Here is a 15,296-nt window from a genome sequence, read left to right on the forward strand (position 1 = left end):
TTTGAAGATGCAAGGTTTGAAGCAGCACACATCTTCAGGTAGTTCCATGACTGACCCCACAGCCGCACTGCGCGCGATCCTCGGACCGAAAGGCTGGCTTTCGGGCGCCGATGCCGCGCCCTACCAGCGCGATTGGCTCAACCGTTATGGCGTCGCACCTCTCGGCGTTGCGAGGCCGGCCACCACCGCTGAAGTGGCCGCGGTCGTCACGGCGTGCCGGGAGGCCGGGCTGGCGGTGGTGCCGCAAGGCGGCAACACCGGGCTTTGCGGCGGTGCCGTCGCGGAGCAGCCGAACGCGGTGATCGTCTCGCTCTCGCGTATGACGGCGATCGGCGAACCGGATCGGGAGAGCGGATCGATCACCGTCGAGGCAGGCGTCGTGCTCGCCGCGCTGCACGAGGCGCTGGAACCGCATGGCCTGATGTTTCCCATGCATCTCGGCGCGGAAGGCAGCGCCAGGGTCGGCGGCCTGATCGGCACCAATGCCGGCGGCAGCCAGGCTTTCCGCTATGGCATGATGCAAGATCTGGTGCTCGGCCTCGAAGTCGTGACACCGGACGGCACGGTTTGGGACGGACTGCGCGCCGTGCAGAAGGACAATGCCGGCTATCAGCTGCGCAAGCTGTTCTGCGGCGCGGAAGGCACGCTCGGCATCGTGACGCGCGCGGTGCTGCGGCTCTATCCCGTGCCAGGGCAGCAGGCGGGCGCGCTCCTCGTCATGCCCGACTTTGCCGCCGCCGTGTCGTTCGGCGCCTTCCTGCGCGGCGAGGCAGGCGAATTCCTCACCGGCCTCGAATTCTTCAGCGATGTCGGCCTGGCACTGGCGCTCAAGCACTTGCCCGATCTCGCCTATCAGTTGGAGACACGCGGCGACGTCTATCTGCTCGTCGAGCTGGCCTCCGGCTCGCCCCGCGTTCCCCTGGACGACATCCTGAATTCGGCGTTGGAATGGGGCATGGAGCAAGGCCTGGTCCTGGATGGCGCGCTGGCGACATCGGGCGCACACCGGGCGCAGTTCTGGCGGCTGCGCGAGGAGCAGCCGGAAGGACAGCGCCTGGAAGGCGAACAGCTCAAGCACGACATCTCGGTGCCGCCGGGTGCGATCGCCCGCTTTGTCGAGGCCGGTGCAAAAATCTGCCACGAGATTCTGCCCGGCGTGCGGATCAATCCGTTTGGCCATCTCGGCGACGGCAACATCCACTACAATCTGTCGCCGCCGGAAGGCCGTGCCGATTTCGACGGCAAGGCGGGGCAGTTTGCCGAGGCACTGTCGGCGCTTGCCACGCAAATGGGCGGCAGCTTCGCGGCCGAGCATGGGTTGGGCCGCGCCAAGATCGCCCTGGCCGAGCGCAATCGCGGCGCGGTGGAGCGGCAGCTCATGGCGCGGCTGAAGGATGCGTTCGATCCGCTGGGCACGATGAACCCCGGCGTTCTGCTGCGGACTGCTGGGTAAAGAAAAACTTTCGAATAGACGGCATTTCTTGATTTCGTCCCACTGCGCCAGCGTGCACGTATGAATCCGAAAGGCAGGCTGGATCCGCTTGCCGCCAGACCGAGGATGTCGAAAACATGATCCGCAATGGCGGCCGCCTTCTTGTCGAATGCTTGATCGCGCTCGGCGCAACCAAGAGCTTCGGTGTGCCCGGCGAAAGCTATCTGGCCGTTCTCGACGCGCTGCACGACACGCAGGGCAGCCTGGACTATGTGCTCTGCCGCAATGAGGGTGGCGCGGCGTTCATGGCTTCGGCCTATGGCAAGCTGACGGGATCGCCGGGCATCTGCTTCGTCACGCGCGGCCCGGGCGTCACCAATGCCAGCATCGGTGTCCACACGGCCATGCAGGACAGCTCGCCGATGATCCTTTTCGTCGGCCAGGTCGGCACCGACATGAGGGGCCGCGAGGCTTTTCAGGAGATCGACTACCGGGCTGTCTACGGCACCGTCGCCAAGTGGGCGGTCGAGATCGACGACGTCTCGCGCCTGCCGGAGATCGTCGCGCGAGCCTGGACCACTGCCTCGACCGGACGGCCCGGCCCCGTGGTGGTCGCCCTGCCGGAGGACATGCTGACCACACTGACCGAAGCCGCTCCGCTAAACGGGCCGGCGGCGATTTTCGAAGCCGCTCCGGCACAGGATGCGATGGCTGCGGCGCTCAAGTTGCTGGCGGCCGTGGAAAAGCCGGTCCTGCTCATGGGCGGCGCCAACTGGACAGAGGATGGACGCACGGCGCTGCAGGCTTTCGCCGAGGCCTCCGACATCCCGGTCGTGGCGGCCTTCCGCTACCAGGACCAGTTCAACAACCATTCACCCGCCTTCGTCGGCGAGGCCGGCGTCGGCATGGTGGCGCATGTGAAGAACCTGATCCGCGACGCCGATGTGATCCTGGCCGTCAATGTGCGCTTCGGCGAGATGACCACGGATGGCTACACGCTGCTGTCGGTGCCGCAGCCGCGCCAGAAGCTGATCCATGTCCACGGCTCCGACCGCGAGATCGGTAAGATTTATGTGCCTGCAATCGGCATCCATGCCGGCCCGAATGCCTTCGCCAGGGCGCTGACCCCGGTCAAGGGCGCCTGGGCCGACTGGCGCGCGGCGGCGCGCAAGGCCTATGAAGGGACATTCGCGGCACCCGTCCAGCCCGGCCCGGTGGATATGGTGGCTGTCAGCGCCTGGCTGCGCGAGACCTTGCCCGCCGACGTCATCCTCACCAACGGCGCCGGCAATTTCACCGTGTGGCCGAATAAGTTCTTCAAGTTCGGGCCGCAGGCACGGCTCCTTGCGCCGCAGTCGGGCGCCATGGGCTACGGTCTGCCGGCAGCTGTCGCCGCCAAGGTCGTATTCCCTGAGCGTACGGTCGTCTGCTTTGCCGGCGACGGCGATTTCCAGATGAATTGCCAGGAGCTTGGAACCGCCATGCAGGCGGGCGCGCAACCGATCGTGCTGATCATCAACAACGGTATCTACGGCACCATCCGCGCGCATCAGGAGCGCCACTATCCCGCCCGCGTCTCGGGAACCTCGCTCGAGAACCCGGACTTCGTCACGCTGGCCAAGGCCTATGGCTTCCACGCCGAACGGGTCGAATCCACCGGCGATTTTGCCGCGGCATTTCAGCGAGCGCTCGCCTCGGCGACAGGCGCCGTCCTCGACATCGCCATCTCGCCCGAAGCGCTGACGCCCCGGCAGACCCTCTCCCAGATGCGCGAAGCCGCGCTCGCTTCGCAGAAGGCCAAGGCATGACCTCCAGAACCGACGATATCCGTCTTGGCGCTGATATAGGCGGCACGTTCACCGATATCGCGCTTGAGCTCCGGGGAACGCTGTTCTCCACCAAAGTGCTGACCAATTATGCGGCGCCCGAGCAGGCGATCCTCGACGGCATTGCCGTCGTTACCCGCGATGCCGGGATTTCGCCTGCCGAGATCGGCATCATCATCCATGGCACGACGCTCGCCACCAACGCCCTGATCGAGCGCCGCGGCGCCGAGACCGCACTGGTCACGACCGAAGGCTTTCGCGACGTGATCGAGATGCGGACCGAAAACCGCTTCGAGCAGTATGATCTGAACCTGCAACTGCCGACGCCGCTCATCCCGCGCGAACACCGCTTCACGGTCAAGGGCCGCATCGGCGCCGAGGGGCAGGAGTTGCAGCCGCTCGACGAAGCCGCCCTGGAGGAGATTGCAGAGCGGATCGCTGCCGGCGGCTTCGGCTCGGTGGCGATCGGCTTCATCCACGCCTACACCAATCCGGTTCATGAGCGCCGTGCGCGCGAAATTCTCTCCCGTAAGCTGACCATCCCGATTTCGATCAGCGCCGAAGTGTCGCCACAGATGCGCGAGTTCGAGCGCTTCAACACGGTCTGCGCCAACGCCTATGTGCGGCCGCAAATGGCCGACTATCTCGCCCGCTTCCAGACGCGGCTGAAGGAGATGGGCGCCGAATGCCCGGTCTTCATGATCCATTCGGGTGGTGGCCTGATCTCGGTGGAGACGGCTTCCGAATTTCCTGTGCGCCTGGTCGAGTCCGGCCCGGCCGGCGGCGCCATCTTCGCCGCCGATATCGCTCGGCGCTTCGGCCTGGAAAAGGTCGTCTCCTACGACATGGGCGGCACGACCGCGAAGATCTGCCTGATCGAGGACTTTGCGCCACGCACGGCGAGAACCTTCGAGGTGGCGCGCACCTACCGCTTCTGTAAGGGCTCGGGGATGCCGATCTCTATTCCCGTGATCGAGATGATCGAGATCGGCGCCGGCGGCGGCTCGATCGCCTGGGTCGACGCCATGGGCCGGATCCAGACCGGACCGGAAAGTGCCGGGTCGGAGCCGGGCCCGGCCTGCTACGGCCGCGGCGGCAAGCGCCCGGCGATCACCGACGCCGACCTGGTGCTCGGCAAGCTCGACCCCGACAATTTCGCCGGCGGCGCGATCCGGCTCGACACGGCAGCATCGGAACAGGCCATCCTGCGCGATGTCGGCGAGCGCCTGTCGCTCGACGCCATGTCGACGGCCTTCGGTATCTGCGAAGTGGTGGACGAAAACATGGCCAATGCCGCCCGCGTCCATGCGGTCGAGAATGGCAAGAACATTTCCGACAATCTGATGATCGCCTTTGGTGGTGCTGCTCCCCTTCACGCGGCAAGGCTTTGCGAAAAACTCGGCATCGAACGCTGCATCGTCCCCAAGGGCGCAGGCGTCGGGTCGGCCATCGGCTTCCTCAAGGCGCCATTCGGCTACGAGGCGCTGGCGTCGAAGCTCACACGCCTGTCGCGGTTCCAGCCGGCCGAGGTCAATGCCTTGCTTGGCGATCTCAAGGCATCAGCCGAAAGCTTCGTGCGCAGCGGCGCCAGCGGCAGCATCACCTGCGAAATCACCGCTTTCATGCGTTATGCCGGCCAGGGCTGGGAAATCCCGGTGCCGGTGCCGGATGAGCCGTTCGGCGAGGATGCCGTCGCAGGGCTCAGGGACCTGTTCGAGGCGAACTACGAGCGCTTCTTCGGCCGCGCCATCGAAGGGCTCGATGGGCTGGAGATCGAGATCGTCACCTGGTCGGTCAAGGCGACGGATATCCGGCCTGATGTCGCCAGGCATGAACTTACGGCAGGCACGCGGACCAGCCAGCCGGCCACCACTCGCGCGGTGTTCGATCCGGCAAGTGGCGAGCCGCAAACCTATGGCATCGTCGAACGTGATACGCTCTGCGCCGGCGACCGCGTCGCGGGGCCAGTGGTCATCGTCGAACGCGAGACGTCCACCGTCGTCACCACCAGCTTCGACGCCGTCATCCAGAGCGATGGCGCCATCCTTCTGATCCGCAAAGGCAGCCAGTCATGAGCGACATCGGCGACATCCGCATGCAGGTGATGTGGAACCGCTTGATCTCGGTGGTCGAGGAGCAAGCGCTGACCTTGCTGCGCACCGCCTTCTCGACCTCGGTGCGCGAGTCCGGCGACCTGTCGGCGGGCGTGTTCGATCCGCGCGGCCAGATGCTGGCGCAGGCGGTGACCGGCACGCCCGGCCATGTCAACACCATGGCCGAGGCCGTGCTGCATTTCATGAACGAAATCCCGCGCGACGCCATGTTCGAGGGCGACACCTATGTCACCAACGATCCCTGGCTGGGCACCGGCCATCTGCACGACATCACCATGGTGTCGCCGTCCTTCCTGAACGGCGAGCTGGTGGCTTTCTTCGCCTGCACCGCGCATGTCGTCGATGTCGGCGGGCGCGGCTTCGGCGCCGACGCCAAGTCGGTCTATGAGGAAGGCATCCAGATCCCGATCATGAAGTTCGCGGAAAAGGGCAAGGTCAATCTCGACCTCGTCAGGATCCTGCGCGCCAATGTCCGCGAGCCGAACCAGGTGGTCGGCGATTTCTATTCGCTCGCCGCCTGCAACGAGGTCGGTCATCGCCGTCTCGTCGACATGATGAAGGAGATCGGGCTCTCCTCGCTCGACGGGCTCGGCGGCTTCATCTTCTCGCGCACAAGCGACGCCATGCTCGAACGCATCAAGGCGCTGCCGAAGGGCAGCTGGTCGAACGAACTCGTCACCGACGGCTATGACGCGCCGGTGAAACTGGCGGCAAAAGTGTCGGTCCGCGACGACCATGTCGAGGTCGATTTCACCGGCACCGACCCGATGAGCCGCTGGGGCATCAACTGCCCGATCATCTACAGCAAGGCCTATGCCTGCTACGCGCTGAAATGCGTGGTGGCGCCCGACATTCCCAACAACGCCGCTTCGCTCGCCTTCTTCACCGTGACATCGCCGGTCAACATCCTCAACGCGGTGCGGCCGGCGCCGGTGGCGCTCAGGCACATCTTCGGCCACATGGTCCCCGACCTGGTGCTGGGCGCGATCTCCCAGGCACTGCCCGGCAAGATCCTTGCTGAAGGCGCCGGCGCGCTGTGGAACATCCACATCTCGGCGCGTCCGGTCGCGGGCGGCCACGGCCGCCGCGCCGAAGTGCTGATGTTCAATTCCGGCGGCATGGGCGCGCGCCCGGGCCTCGACGGCCTGTCGGCGACGGCTTTCCCGTCGGGCGTGCACACCATGCCGATCGAGGCGACGGAGCATACCGGGCCAATCGTCATCTGGCGCAAGGAGCTGCGGCCGGACTCCGGTGGCGACGGCGAATTCCGTGGCGGCCTCGGACAGATTATCGAGATCGCCGCGATCGAAGGCCATGAGTTCGACTTCTCGGCCATGTTCGACCGCGTCAATCACCCGGCCCACGGCCGCAATGGCGGCGAGCCCGGAGTGGCCGGGGTCGTCAAGCTCGACGATGGCACGCAGATGCGGCCCAAGGGCTGGCAGCACGTTCCGGCCGGCCGGCGGCTGATCCTGGAATTACCGGGCGGCGGCGGCTATGGCGATCCGGCCAAACGCAGCACCGAGGCGCGGGCGAACGACCGCTCCAAGCAATACATTTCGGAGGACGGCAAATGAGCTACATTGCCTCGCGCCTGTCGGCGGTGAAGCCCTCGGCCTCGATGGCTGCCTCGCAAGCCGCCAAGGCGCTGCGCGCCAAGGGCGTCGACGTGATCGATCTCGGCCTGGGCGAACCGGATTTCCCGACGCCCAGCCACATCATCGATGCCGCCCATTTCGCAGCGAAAGCCGGACAGACGCTCTACACCGGTGCTGCCGGCACGGCCGAGGTGCGCGAAGCCATTGCCGGCAAGCTCCGGCGCGAGAACGGGCTGGATTATACGGCCGACGACATCGTGGTGGCCAACGGCGCCAAGCAGATCATCTTCAATGCCCTGATGGCGACGCTGGAGAGTGGCGACGAGGCCATCCTGCCGGCGCCCTATTTCGTCTCCTATCCCGAAATGGTGAAGCTGCTCGGCGGCACGCCTGTTACCGTCGAATGCCCGGAGACATCGGGTTTCCGGCTGACGCCGGACGTGCTGGAGAAGGCCATCACGCCAAGGACGAAATGGCTTTTCCTCAACATGCCAGGCAACCCGTCCGGTGCGGTCTATTCGCAATCGGATCTGCAAGCGCTGGGTGCGGTTCTGGCAAGGCATCCGCAGGTGCTCGTGCTCTCCGACGAGATTTACGAGCACATCCTTTTCGACGGCCGCGAATTCGTTTCGTTCGGCAAGGCCTGCCCGGAACTCAGGGATCGCACACTGATCGTCAACGGCGTCTCGAAATCCTATGCGATGACCGGCTGGCGTGTCGGCTATGCGGCCGGACCGGCGCCGCTAGTGAAGGCGATGTCGACCATCCAGAGCCAGTCCTGCACCTCTGTCTGCTCCATCGCGCAGGCAGCGACGGTGGCCGCGCTCAACGGCCCACAGGACGAGGTGGCACGATTCCGGCAAGCGTTCGAGGCGCGCCGCGATCTGGTCGTCGATGGGATCAGGAAGATCAATGGCCTCGCATTGTCACCGCCGGACGGCGCCTTCTATGCCTATATCGGCTGCGCCAGCCTGATCGGCCGCAAGACGCCGAAGGGCATTGTGCTGGACGACGATACGGCGGTCGCAAACTATCTTTTGAACGAAGGCCGCGTGGCATCGGTGCCGGGTGCTGCCTATGGACTTTCACCCTATTTTCGTATCTCGACCGCGACCAGCGAAGAGGTGCTGACCGAGGCGATCGCGCGGATCAACGCCGCCGTCGCGCAAGTGGAGTAGATGATGCCGCATTACGACCGTATCCTGATCACCGGTGCTGCCGGCCGCCTCGGTTCGGAACTGCGCAAGGGCCTGGTGCCGCTGGCGAAGACGATCCGCCTGGCAGGACGTGAACCGTTCGGCGATCTCGCGCCGCACGAAGAAGAAGCGGTGTTCGACCTCGCCGACATGGAGGCGACGATCGCCGCCACCAAGGATTGCGACGCCATCGTGCATTTCGGTGGCGCGCCGCTCGAATGCGAGTGGCAGACGATCCTGGATTCCAGCATCCGCGGCTCCTACCATATCTACGAAGGCGCCCGGAAACACGGTGTGAAGCGCGTCATCTACGCTTCCTCGGTGCATGCCATCGGCTATCATGAGGTCGAGGCCCATATCGGCGTCGACGCGCCGGTGCGCCCCGACAGCCTCTATGGCGTGTCGAAGAATTTCGTCGAGAGCCTCAGCCGGCTCTACTGGGACAAGTTCGGCATCGAGACGGTGTGCCTGCGCATCTTCTCGTCCTTCCCCGAACCGGCGGACCGGCGCATGATGTGGTCCTACCTTTCCTTTGCCGACTGCGTGCGGCTGGTCGAGGCATCGCTCACCGCGCCGCGTGTCGGCCACACGATTTCGTTCGGCATATCCGATAACAGGCTGAAGATGGTCGACAACAGCGGCGCCGACCATCTGGGGTTCATCCCGCAAGACAGCGCCGAGCCGTTCCGCGCCGCCGTGGAAGCAAAGACCCCCGTTCCCGATCCGAAAAGACCGTCGGTAAAATATCTAGGCGGCTGGTTCTGCGAGCTCGGGCATCCGGACGACAAGCCCGCGTGACAGAAGAGCGATGCGCCGTCCGAGGCATTTCTCCGACATGCCGCTGAACTGCCGGCCATCGCCAATCACGCCGCGGGAACAGGTGCGCCGGCTTCGATGAGACCGGCCTGCTTGAGATCGGCCCACAGCGCTGGCGGAATATCCTCTCGCAGATAGGCCAGATTCTGCTTCAGTTCCTCGGCCGAACGGGCGCCCGGGATGACGCTCGACACCAGGGGATGGCCGAGCGGGAACTGGAGGGCGGCCGCCGGCAGCGATACATGATGGCGGGCGCACACCGCTTCGATGCGGCGGACGCGTTCGAGCACCGGCTCGGGCGCCGGTCTGGTGTTGAAGGTCGCGCCCTTGACGGCGCCCGTTGCCAATATGCCGGAATTATAGGGGCCGCCGATGATGATCCTTGTGCCACGCTGCTCGCAGAGCGGCAGCAAGGTCGCCAGCGGCTCCTGTTCGAGCAACGTGTAGCGGCCGGCGAGCAGGAAATAGTCGAACGCACCTGCGACGACGAAATCAGACAGCATCTGCCATTGGTTGATGCCGACACCGACCGCCTTGATGACGCCTTGCGAACGCAATTCGTCGAGCGCCGGATAGGCGCCGTCCATGGCTTCCCTGAAACGGCTTCTGGCATAGGGGTCCTCGCCCGGAGCGAAATGAATGGCCTCGTCCGGATCGTGGATCGAGACCATGTCGACATAGTCGGTGTCGAGCCGCTTCAGCGTGCCCTCGAGCGAACGCATCACGGCATCGCGTGAATAGTCGAACTCGGCGCGGAAGGAGCCGGGCTGGTCCCACAGTGCCGGCTTCAGCTCCTCCGGCGGAATGGGCACGAGGTCGTAACCGATCTTGGACGAGATGACGATGTCGGCACGCGGCAGCGACTTGATCGCCAACCCAAGCCGGGCCTCGCTGACGCCGAAGCCATAGACAGGCGCGGTGTCGAAATAGCGGATGCCATTGTCGTAAGCCGCCTGTACGGTCTTGACCGCGGCGTCGGTATCGACGGCGCGGTACATGTTGCCCAGGCCGGTGCCGCCGAGCCCGATCGTCGTCACCTTCAGGCCATTCTTCGCGACAGCCCTGAATTCGATTTCAGCCATTTTCTCTTCCTGTAATTCCTGATCGTCCATTTGTGCCGCCCAGACGGCCGTCTTCCCGCGCCATTGAGACCGCAGAGGGCCGTCCTGAACTCGGCGGCGAAAAAGCATTGACACAAAAGTTGTCATATAACAATGTAACCAGACGACAAATGCAGCGACGCCTACAAAGTGACAAGGGAGGAACGCATGGACGACGAGACGAAAAATCAGATGGAGATGGTGAATGCCGGCATCAGCCGGCGCAGTGCCTTCGCACTGGCCGGGAAGCTCGGCCTCGGCGCAGCGGGCCTCGCCAGCGGCCTGGCGGGCGCCGGCCTGGCTGGCGGCATCAGCGCTGCCCGGGCAGCCGATTCATCGCCCGGGCTGCCGAAGAAGCCCTACAAATTCCACTTCGTCTGCCATGTGACGCTCGACCAGTTCTTCACCCCGACCGTCTACGGCATCCAGGATGCCTGTGCCGCCTTCGGCTGCAGCTATCAGTGGACGGGTTCGCAGAAGAATGTCGTCTCCGAAATGGTCAGCGCCATGCAGACAGCGATCGCGCAGAAATCGGACGGCATTGCGGTGTGCCTGGTCGATCCGACGGCTTTCGACGCCGCCACCGACATGGCCGCCCAGGCTGGCATCCCGGTCGTTGCCTTCAACGCCGACGTGCCGGTCGGCAGCCCCAACAAGCGGCTCTCCTATGTCGGCCAGCCGCTCTATCAGTCCGGCTACAACTCGGCGCTGAAGTGGCTGAAGCTGATCCCCAAGGGCGGCCACGTCATGCTGTCGATCGGCGTGCCGGGCTCGCTCAACACGCAGCCGCGCCTCGACGGCTACATCCAGGCGATCAAGGACAGCAACAGCGGCGTCACCTACGATGTCGTCAACACCGGTCCGGATCCGGCAACCGAAATCTCGCGCGTCGAGAGCTATTATCTCAGCCACAAGACCGTCAACGGCCTGTTCGGCACCGGCGGTTCCGACACCTATGCCTGCGGTTTCGTGTCCAACAAATACGGCCTGGTGAAAGCTGGCGGTGCGGTGGCCGGCTTCGACCTGTTCCCGCAGACGCTGGACTTCATCAAGGCCGGCGACGTCAACTTCACCACCGACCAGCAGGCCTATCTGCAGGGCTTCCTGCCGGTGCAGCAGATGTATCTCTACAAGCTGTCGGGCGGCCTCGTCGGCCCGGCCAACAGCGACACCAGCCAGGCCTATGTGACCAAGGACAATGTCGACGCCTATGTCGGCAAGTCGCGCTTCGAGGGCCGCAGCGACGTCGAGCCGACCTGACACGGTCAACCCCGTGAACGCCTGCCCTCGTCGCTTCATTTCGGATGATGTGGCGGGGGCAGCAACGGCTGCCGATCTGGCGGCTTTCGCCTTCGTCGCCGATCCGGTTCTTCGCCCAAAGTTCGCAATCAGGAAGACAAGAGTGCCGCCCACAGAAACCAAACCTGCGAAGAAGAGCGCCGTCGGCGTCAAGGTCCCGCACACGATGACGGAAAGGCTGCTGATCCTTTTGTCCCGCTATCGCGAGGCCAGCATCGCCGTCGTCGCCATCGTGCTCGTCATCTATTTCCAGTTCGGCAGCGATGGCGGTTTCCTGTCGCCGCAATTCATGAGCGTGGTGCTGCGCGACACCGGCCGGCTCGGCCTGATCGCCGCCGCCGAGGTGATGCTGATGATCACCGGCGAGATCGACCTGTCGCTCAGCGCCATCTTCTCGATCGCCCCCTATGTCATGGCGCTGCTGTCGGTCACATATGGCGTGCCGCTGGCCGTCGGCGCGCTGATCGGCGTGCTGATCGGCATACTGGTCGGCGCCATCAACGGCATCATCACCGTGCGCTTCAAGGTGCCGTCGCTGATCACCACCGTCGGCATGCTGTTCTTCCTGCAAGGCATCGTCGTCTCGATCTACAACAGCCAGCCGATCGTGGCGCCGGTCGAGCAACCCTTCAACGCCATCCTCGGCCAGAGCCTCTACCAGCCGTCGGATACGCTCTTGTCCTGGCACGGCATTACGGCGTTCACGCCCTTCCTGTGGGCGGTGCTGGTCGTGCTGGTGCTGGCGCTGGTGCTGAACCGCACGACTTTCGGCCTGCACACCATCGCGACTGGAAGCAACATCATCGGCGCCCGCGAGATCGGCGTGCGCACCGACCGCATGAAGATCTACAATTTCATGATCGCCGGCGGCTGTGCGGCCTTTGCCGGCATCATCAACACCGCCCAGTTCACCTCGGCCGACCCGCAGGCCGGCAGCCCGTTCCTCACCTTGCAGGCGATCGCGGCCGCGGTCATCGGCGGCACCTCGCTGCTGGGCGGCTCCGGCACCGTCATCGGCGCGCTGATCGGCGCCTTCGTCGTCGCCTCGCTCAACAACGGCCTGGTGATGATCGGCGCCCAGGCCACCGTATCCGACATCTATCTCGGCGCGGCCATCATCGCCGCGATGATCCTCTCAATCCAGGTCGACCGCCTGCGCACACGGAGGCGCGTATGAACACGCAAGATATTCCACCCCTCAGCAAGGATTCGCCCGTCGTGCTGGAGATGTCCAACATCTCCAAGAGTTTCGGCGCCGTCACCGCCCTCGTCGATGTCTCGATCAAATTACGCCAGGGTGAAGTCCTGGCGCTGGTCGGCGACAATGGTGCCGGCAAGTCGACGCTGATCAAGATCCTGTCCGGCTTCCACCAGCCCGATACCGGCACGATCGTCTCGCAAGGCAAGGAGGTGCGTTTCGCCTCGCCGCGCGATGCGCGCGCCCAAGGCATCGAAACCGTTTATCAGGACCTGGCTCTGATCGGCGACCTCAGCGTCTTCCACAACATGTTTCTGGGCCGCGAGTACCACAAGCGCTTCCTTGGCCTGAACCTGCTGGACAACAGGAAGATGCGCGAACAGGCCCAGCTCTATCTCGATACGCTCGGCATCTCGATCCCCAGCGTCAACAGCACGGTCGACCTCCTGTCGGGCGGACAGCGCCAGTGCATCGCGGTCGCCCGCTCGATCTATTCGTCACCCAGGATTCTGGTGCTTGACGAACCGCTGGCGGCACTGGGCGTGCGTGAGAGCGCGCATGTGCTGGGCCTGATCCAGAATTTGCGCCAGCAGCGCCAGGTCTCGGTGATCCTGATCGTCCACAACTACAACCAGATTTTCGAAGTCTGCGACCGCATCAACTTCCTGCATTCGGGCGAGGTCGCGCTCGACGCCTCCACGGCCGACACCAGCGAGGAGGAATTGATCCGCATCGTCAAATCGGGCCTCGGCCGCAAGGCGATCGACGCCGCCGCGGCCGAAGTGCGGCCGGGCCTCGTATGAACCCGCCGTCGGCAAACGCCACCGCCGCCAAAATCCCTGCCGACAAGACCATCCACTTGCCGGCTCCCTACATGGAGTGCTTGTTTTGACGTTCTCACCCACCGAACTGACCAGATCCCTTGGCCGCGGGCTGCTGTCCTTTCCGCTGACCTTCTTCGACGATGACGGCGCCTTCAACGAAGCCGGCTATCGCGCCCATGTCGCCAGCCAAGGCGATGCCGGCGCGAGCGGGCTTTTTGCCGCCGGCGGCACGGGCGAATTCTTTTCGCTGACGCTCGAGGAGTACAAGCGCGTCGTGCGGGCGGCGTCTGACGAGGTGCCCGATCATCTGCCGTTGCTGGCCGGCGTCGGCTACGGCACGCATATGGCGGTGGAATTCGCCAAGGCCGCTGAAGCCAATGGCGCCGATGGACTGCTGGTGCTGCCGCCCTATTTGGTCAAGTCCGAGCAGGAAGGCCTGCGCCGCCACTTGACGGCCATCTGCCGTTCGGTCGGCATCGGCGTCATCGCCTACAACAGGGACAATGCGGTGCTGACGCCCGAGACGCTTGAGCGCCTGGCGCAGGATTGTCCGAACCTGATCGGTCTCAAGGACGGCGTCGGCGACATCGAGCTTCTCACCGCCTTGCGCTACCGCATGGACGATCGCCTGATCTTCATCGGCGGCATGCCGACGGCCGAAGTCCATGCCACTGCCGCGGCGGCCATCGGCATGACGACCTATTCGTCGGCGATCTACAATTTCGCGCCCGAGATTGCGCTGCGCTTCTTCAATGCGCTGCGCGCCGGGCGCACGACCGAGGTCGGTGATGTCATCCGCTCGTTCTTCCTGCCCTACCTCGCCATCCGCAACCGGCGCGCCGGCTATGCCGTGTCGATCGTCAAGGCCGGCGCGCGCATTGCCGGGATCGACTGCGGCCCGGTGAGGTCACCGCTTCTGGACCTGACTGATGATGAGGAGCGGCAGCTCGCGGCGCTCATGCAGTCCTGCAAAATGCCGGTCGCGGAGCTGGCGTAGGACGGGATGATCTGCGGAAGCGGATCGAAGACCGGAGTTGACGGCTTGCTACGATCTGGCGTGACCATCGACCATGCGGCGATAGCGTTCCCGCCCGGCTTCGAGATGTTCGCGCAAGGTGAAGCGGGCGGCTTCGACATTCTGCCGCTCGATGGCCTGATAGATGCGGCGGTGCTCCATCTGGACCTGCTCCAGATAGTGCCGCCGCTGCTCCGGCGTTTCGTCCCGCGGGCGGATCGATTGGCGAGGAATGACGACAGGTCCGAGAAAATGCATGAAGCGCTCGAAATAGGGATTGCCGGTGGCCGAGGCGATCGCCCGGTGGAAGGCAAAATCCGGCTCGATGGCGCTCTCTCCCGCTGCGATCGACGCATCGATGGCGTCAAGACAATCGCGCATGCGGGCAAGGTCGTCGTCGCTGCGCTTCTCGGCGGCGATGCCGGCGGCTTCCTGTTCCACAGCAAGCCGAAGCTGCAGCACGTTCTGGACTTCCGTCAGCGAGTGCAGCTCGTCGGAGACGATGCGGAACGTGGTGCTGGCCTGATGGTCGGCGACGAACACGCCGGATCCCTGTCGGCTGACGACAAGGCCCTCCGATCGAAGAGAAGCCATGGCTTCGCGGATCACCGTGCGGCTGACACCGAATTGCGCGATCAGTTCCTGCTCGGTCGGCAGTTTCTCGCCGCTCGTCAGATGGCCGGCACGTATTTCGCGCGCAAACCAGTCGGCAACCTGCGCCGTGCGGCTGATCTGCGGGGGAAGGCCAAAGGAACGTTTCATCGCCACCAAGCAATAAACGAACCGCCGTCCTTGGCAACCCATTATTTATACGGTGATATGATGACATTTGCGACGCGTTTGCCGCGACCAGCCTTCATTCGCCTTGCCAGCTCCGC

The 15,296-nt window shown here is 64.6% G+C and carries 12 protein-coding genes; 10 read left to right on the forward strand and 2 right to left on the reverse strand.

Annotation, left to right across the window (positions count from 1 at the left end; genetic code table 11):
• Positions 1-46 precede the first annotated feature (46 nt).
• The 6 genes from DBIPINDM_RS08655 to DBIPINDM_RS08680 all read left to right on the forward strand — a co-directional run bounded on the left by DBIPINDM_RS08655 (position 47) and on the right by DBIPINDM_RS08680 (position 8,964).
• Positions 47-1,453, forward strand: coding sequence for an FAD-binding oxidoreductase (locus DBIPINDM_RS08655; protein ID WP_258585347.1), 1,407 nt, complete (start codon positions 47-49; stop codon positions 1,451-1,453).
• A gap of 116 nt (positions 1,454-1,569) precedes the next feature.
• Positions 1,570-3,240, forward strand: coding sequence for a thiamine pyrophosphate-dependent enzyme (locus DBIPINDM_RS08660; protein WP_258585348.1), 1,671 nt, complete (start codon positions 1,570-1,572; stop codon positions 3,238-3,240).
• Complete coding sequence (locus tag DBIPINDM_RS08665; RefSeq protein ID WP_258585349.1) at positions 3,237-5,333, forward strand: hydantoinase/oxoprolinase family protein; 2,097 nt, start codon at positions 3,237-3,239, stop codon at positions 5,331-5,333. The genes DBIPINDM_RS08660 and DBIPINDM_RS08665 overlap by 4 nt, the downstream gene beginning before the upstream one ends.
• Positions 5,330-6,949, forward strand: coding sequence for a hydantoinase B/oxoprolinase family protein (locus tag DBIPINDM_RS08670; RefSeq protein WP_258585350.1), 1,620 nt, complete (start codon positions 5,330-5,332; stop codon positions 6,947-6,949). The genes DBIPINDM_RS08665 and DBIPINDM_RS08670 overlap by 4 nt, the downstream gene beginning before the upstream one ends.
• The gene (locus DBIPINDM_RS08675; protein ID WP_258585351.1) at positions 6,946-8,148 is read left to right on the forward strand and encodes a pyridoxal phosphate-dependent aminotransferase; all 1,203 of its coding nucleotides are present in this window, start codon (positions 6,946-6,948) and stop codon (positions 8,146-8,148) included. Before DBIPINDM_RS08670 ends, DBIPINDM_RS08675 begins: the two co-directional genes overlap by 4 nt.
• Positions 8,149-8,151: 3 nt before the next feature.
• On the forward strand, positions 8,152-8,964 hold the full coding sequence (locus DBIPINDM_RS08680) for an NAD-dependent epimerase/dehydratase family protein (protein ID WP_258585352.1): 813 nt from the start codon (positions 8,152-8,154) through the stop codon (positions 8,962-8,964).
• 65 nt (positions 8,965-9,029) lie between these two features.
• Here the strand turns inward: DBIPINDM_RS08680 and DBIPINDM_RS08685 are convergent, their stop codons facing one another.
• Positions 9,030-10,064 carry an aldo/keto reductase gene (locus DBIPINDM_RS08685; protein WP_258585353.1) on the reverse strand — a complete coding sequence of 345 codons (1,035 nt, stop codon included), beginning with the start codon at positions 10,062-10,064 and terminating at the stop codon, positions 9,030-9,032.
• Positions 10,065-10,250: 186 nt separating this feature from the next.
• Here DBIPINDM_RS08685 and DBIPINDM_RS08690 point away from each other — a divergent pair, with 186 nt between their 5' ends.
• From DBIPINDM_RS08690 to kdgD, 4 genes are all read left to right on the forward strand, one after another.
• Entirely contained in the window at positions 10,251-11,342 is a 1,092-nt protein-coding gene (locus DBIPINDM_RS08690; RefSeq protein WP_258585354.1) for a sugar ABC transporter substrate-binding protein, read from the forward strand.
• Between the two features lie 142 nt (positions 11,343-11,484).
• On the forward strand, positions 11,485-12,558 hold the full coding sequence (locus DBIPINDM_RS08695; protein WP_258585355.1) for an ABC transporter permease: 1,074 nt from the start codon (positions 11,485-11,487) through the stop codon (positions 12,556-12,558).
• Positions 12,555-13,382 carry an ATP-binding cassette domain-containing protein gene (locus DBIPINDM_RS08700; RefSeq protein WP_258585356.1) on the forward strand — a complete coding sequence of 276 codons (828 nt, stop codon included), beginning with the start codon at positions 12,555-12,557 and terminating at the stop codon, positions 13,380-13,382. Before DBIPINDM_RS08695 ends, DBIPINDM_RS08700 begins: the two co-directional genes overlap by 4 nt.
• A gap of 85 nt (positions 13,383-13,467) precedes the next feature.
• Positions 13,468-14,400, forward strand: coding sequence for a 5-dehydro-4-deoxyglucarate dehydratase (kdgD, locus tag DBIPINDM_RS08705; RefSeq protein ID WP_416361746.1), 933 nt, complete (start codon positions 13,468-13,470; stop codon positions 14,398-14,400).
• A gap of 48 nt (positions 14,401-14,448) precedes the next feature.
• Here the strand turns inward: kdgD and DBIPINDM_RS08710 are convergent, their stop codons facing one another.
• The gene (locus tag DBIPINDM_RS08710; RefSeq protein ID WP_258585358.1) at positions 14,449-15,180 is read right to left on the reverse strand and encodes a FadR/GntR family transcriptional regulator; all 732 of its coding nucleotides are present in this window, start codon (positions 15,178-15,180) and stop codon (positions 14,449-14,451) included.
• Between the last annotated feature and the right edge of the window lie 116 nt (positions 15,181-15,296).

This window comes from Mesorhizobium sp. AR02, assembly GCF_024746835.1.
GTDB lineage: Bacteria > Pseudomonadota > Alphaproteobacteria > Rhizobiales > Rhizobiaceae > Mesorhizobium.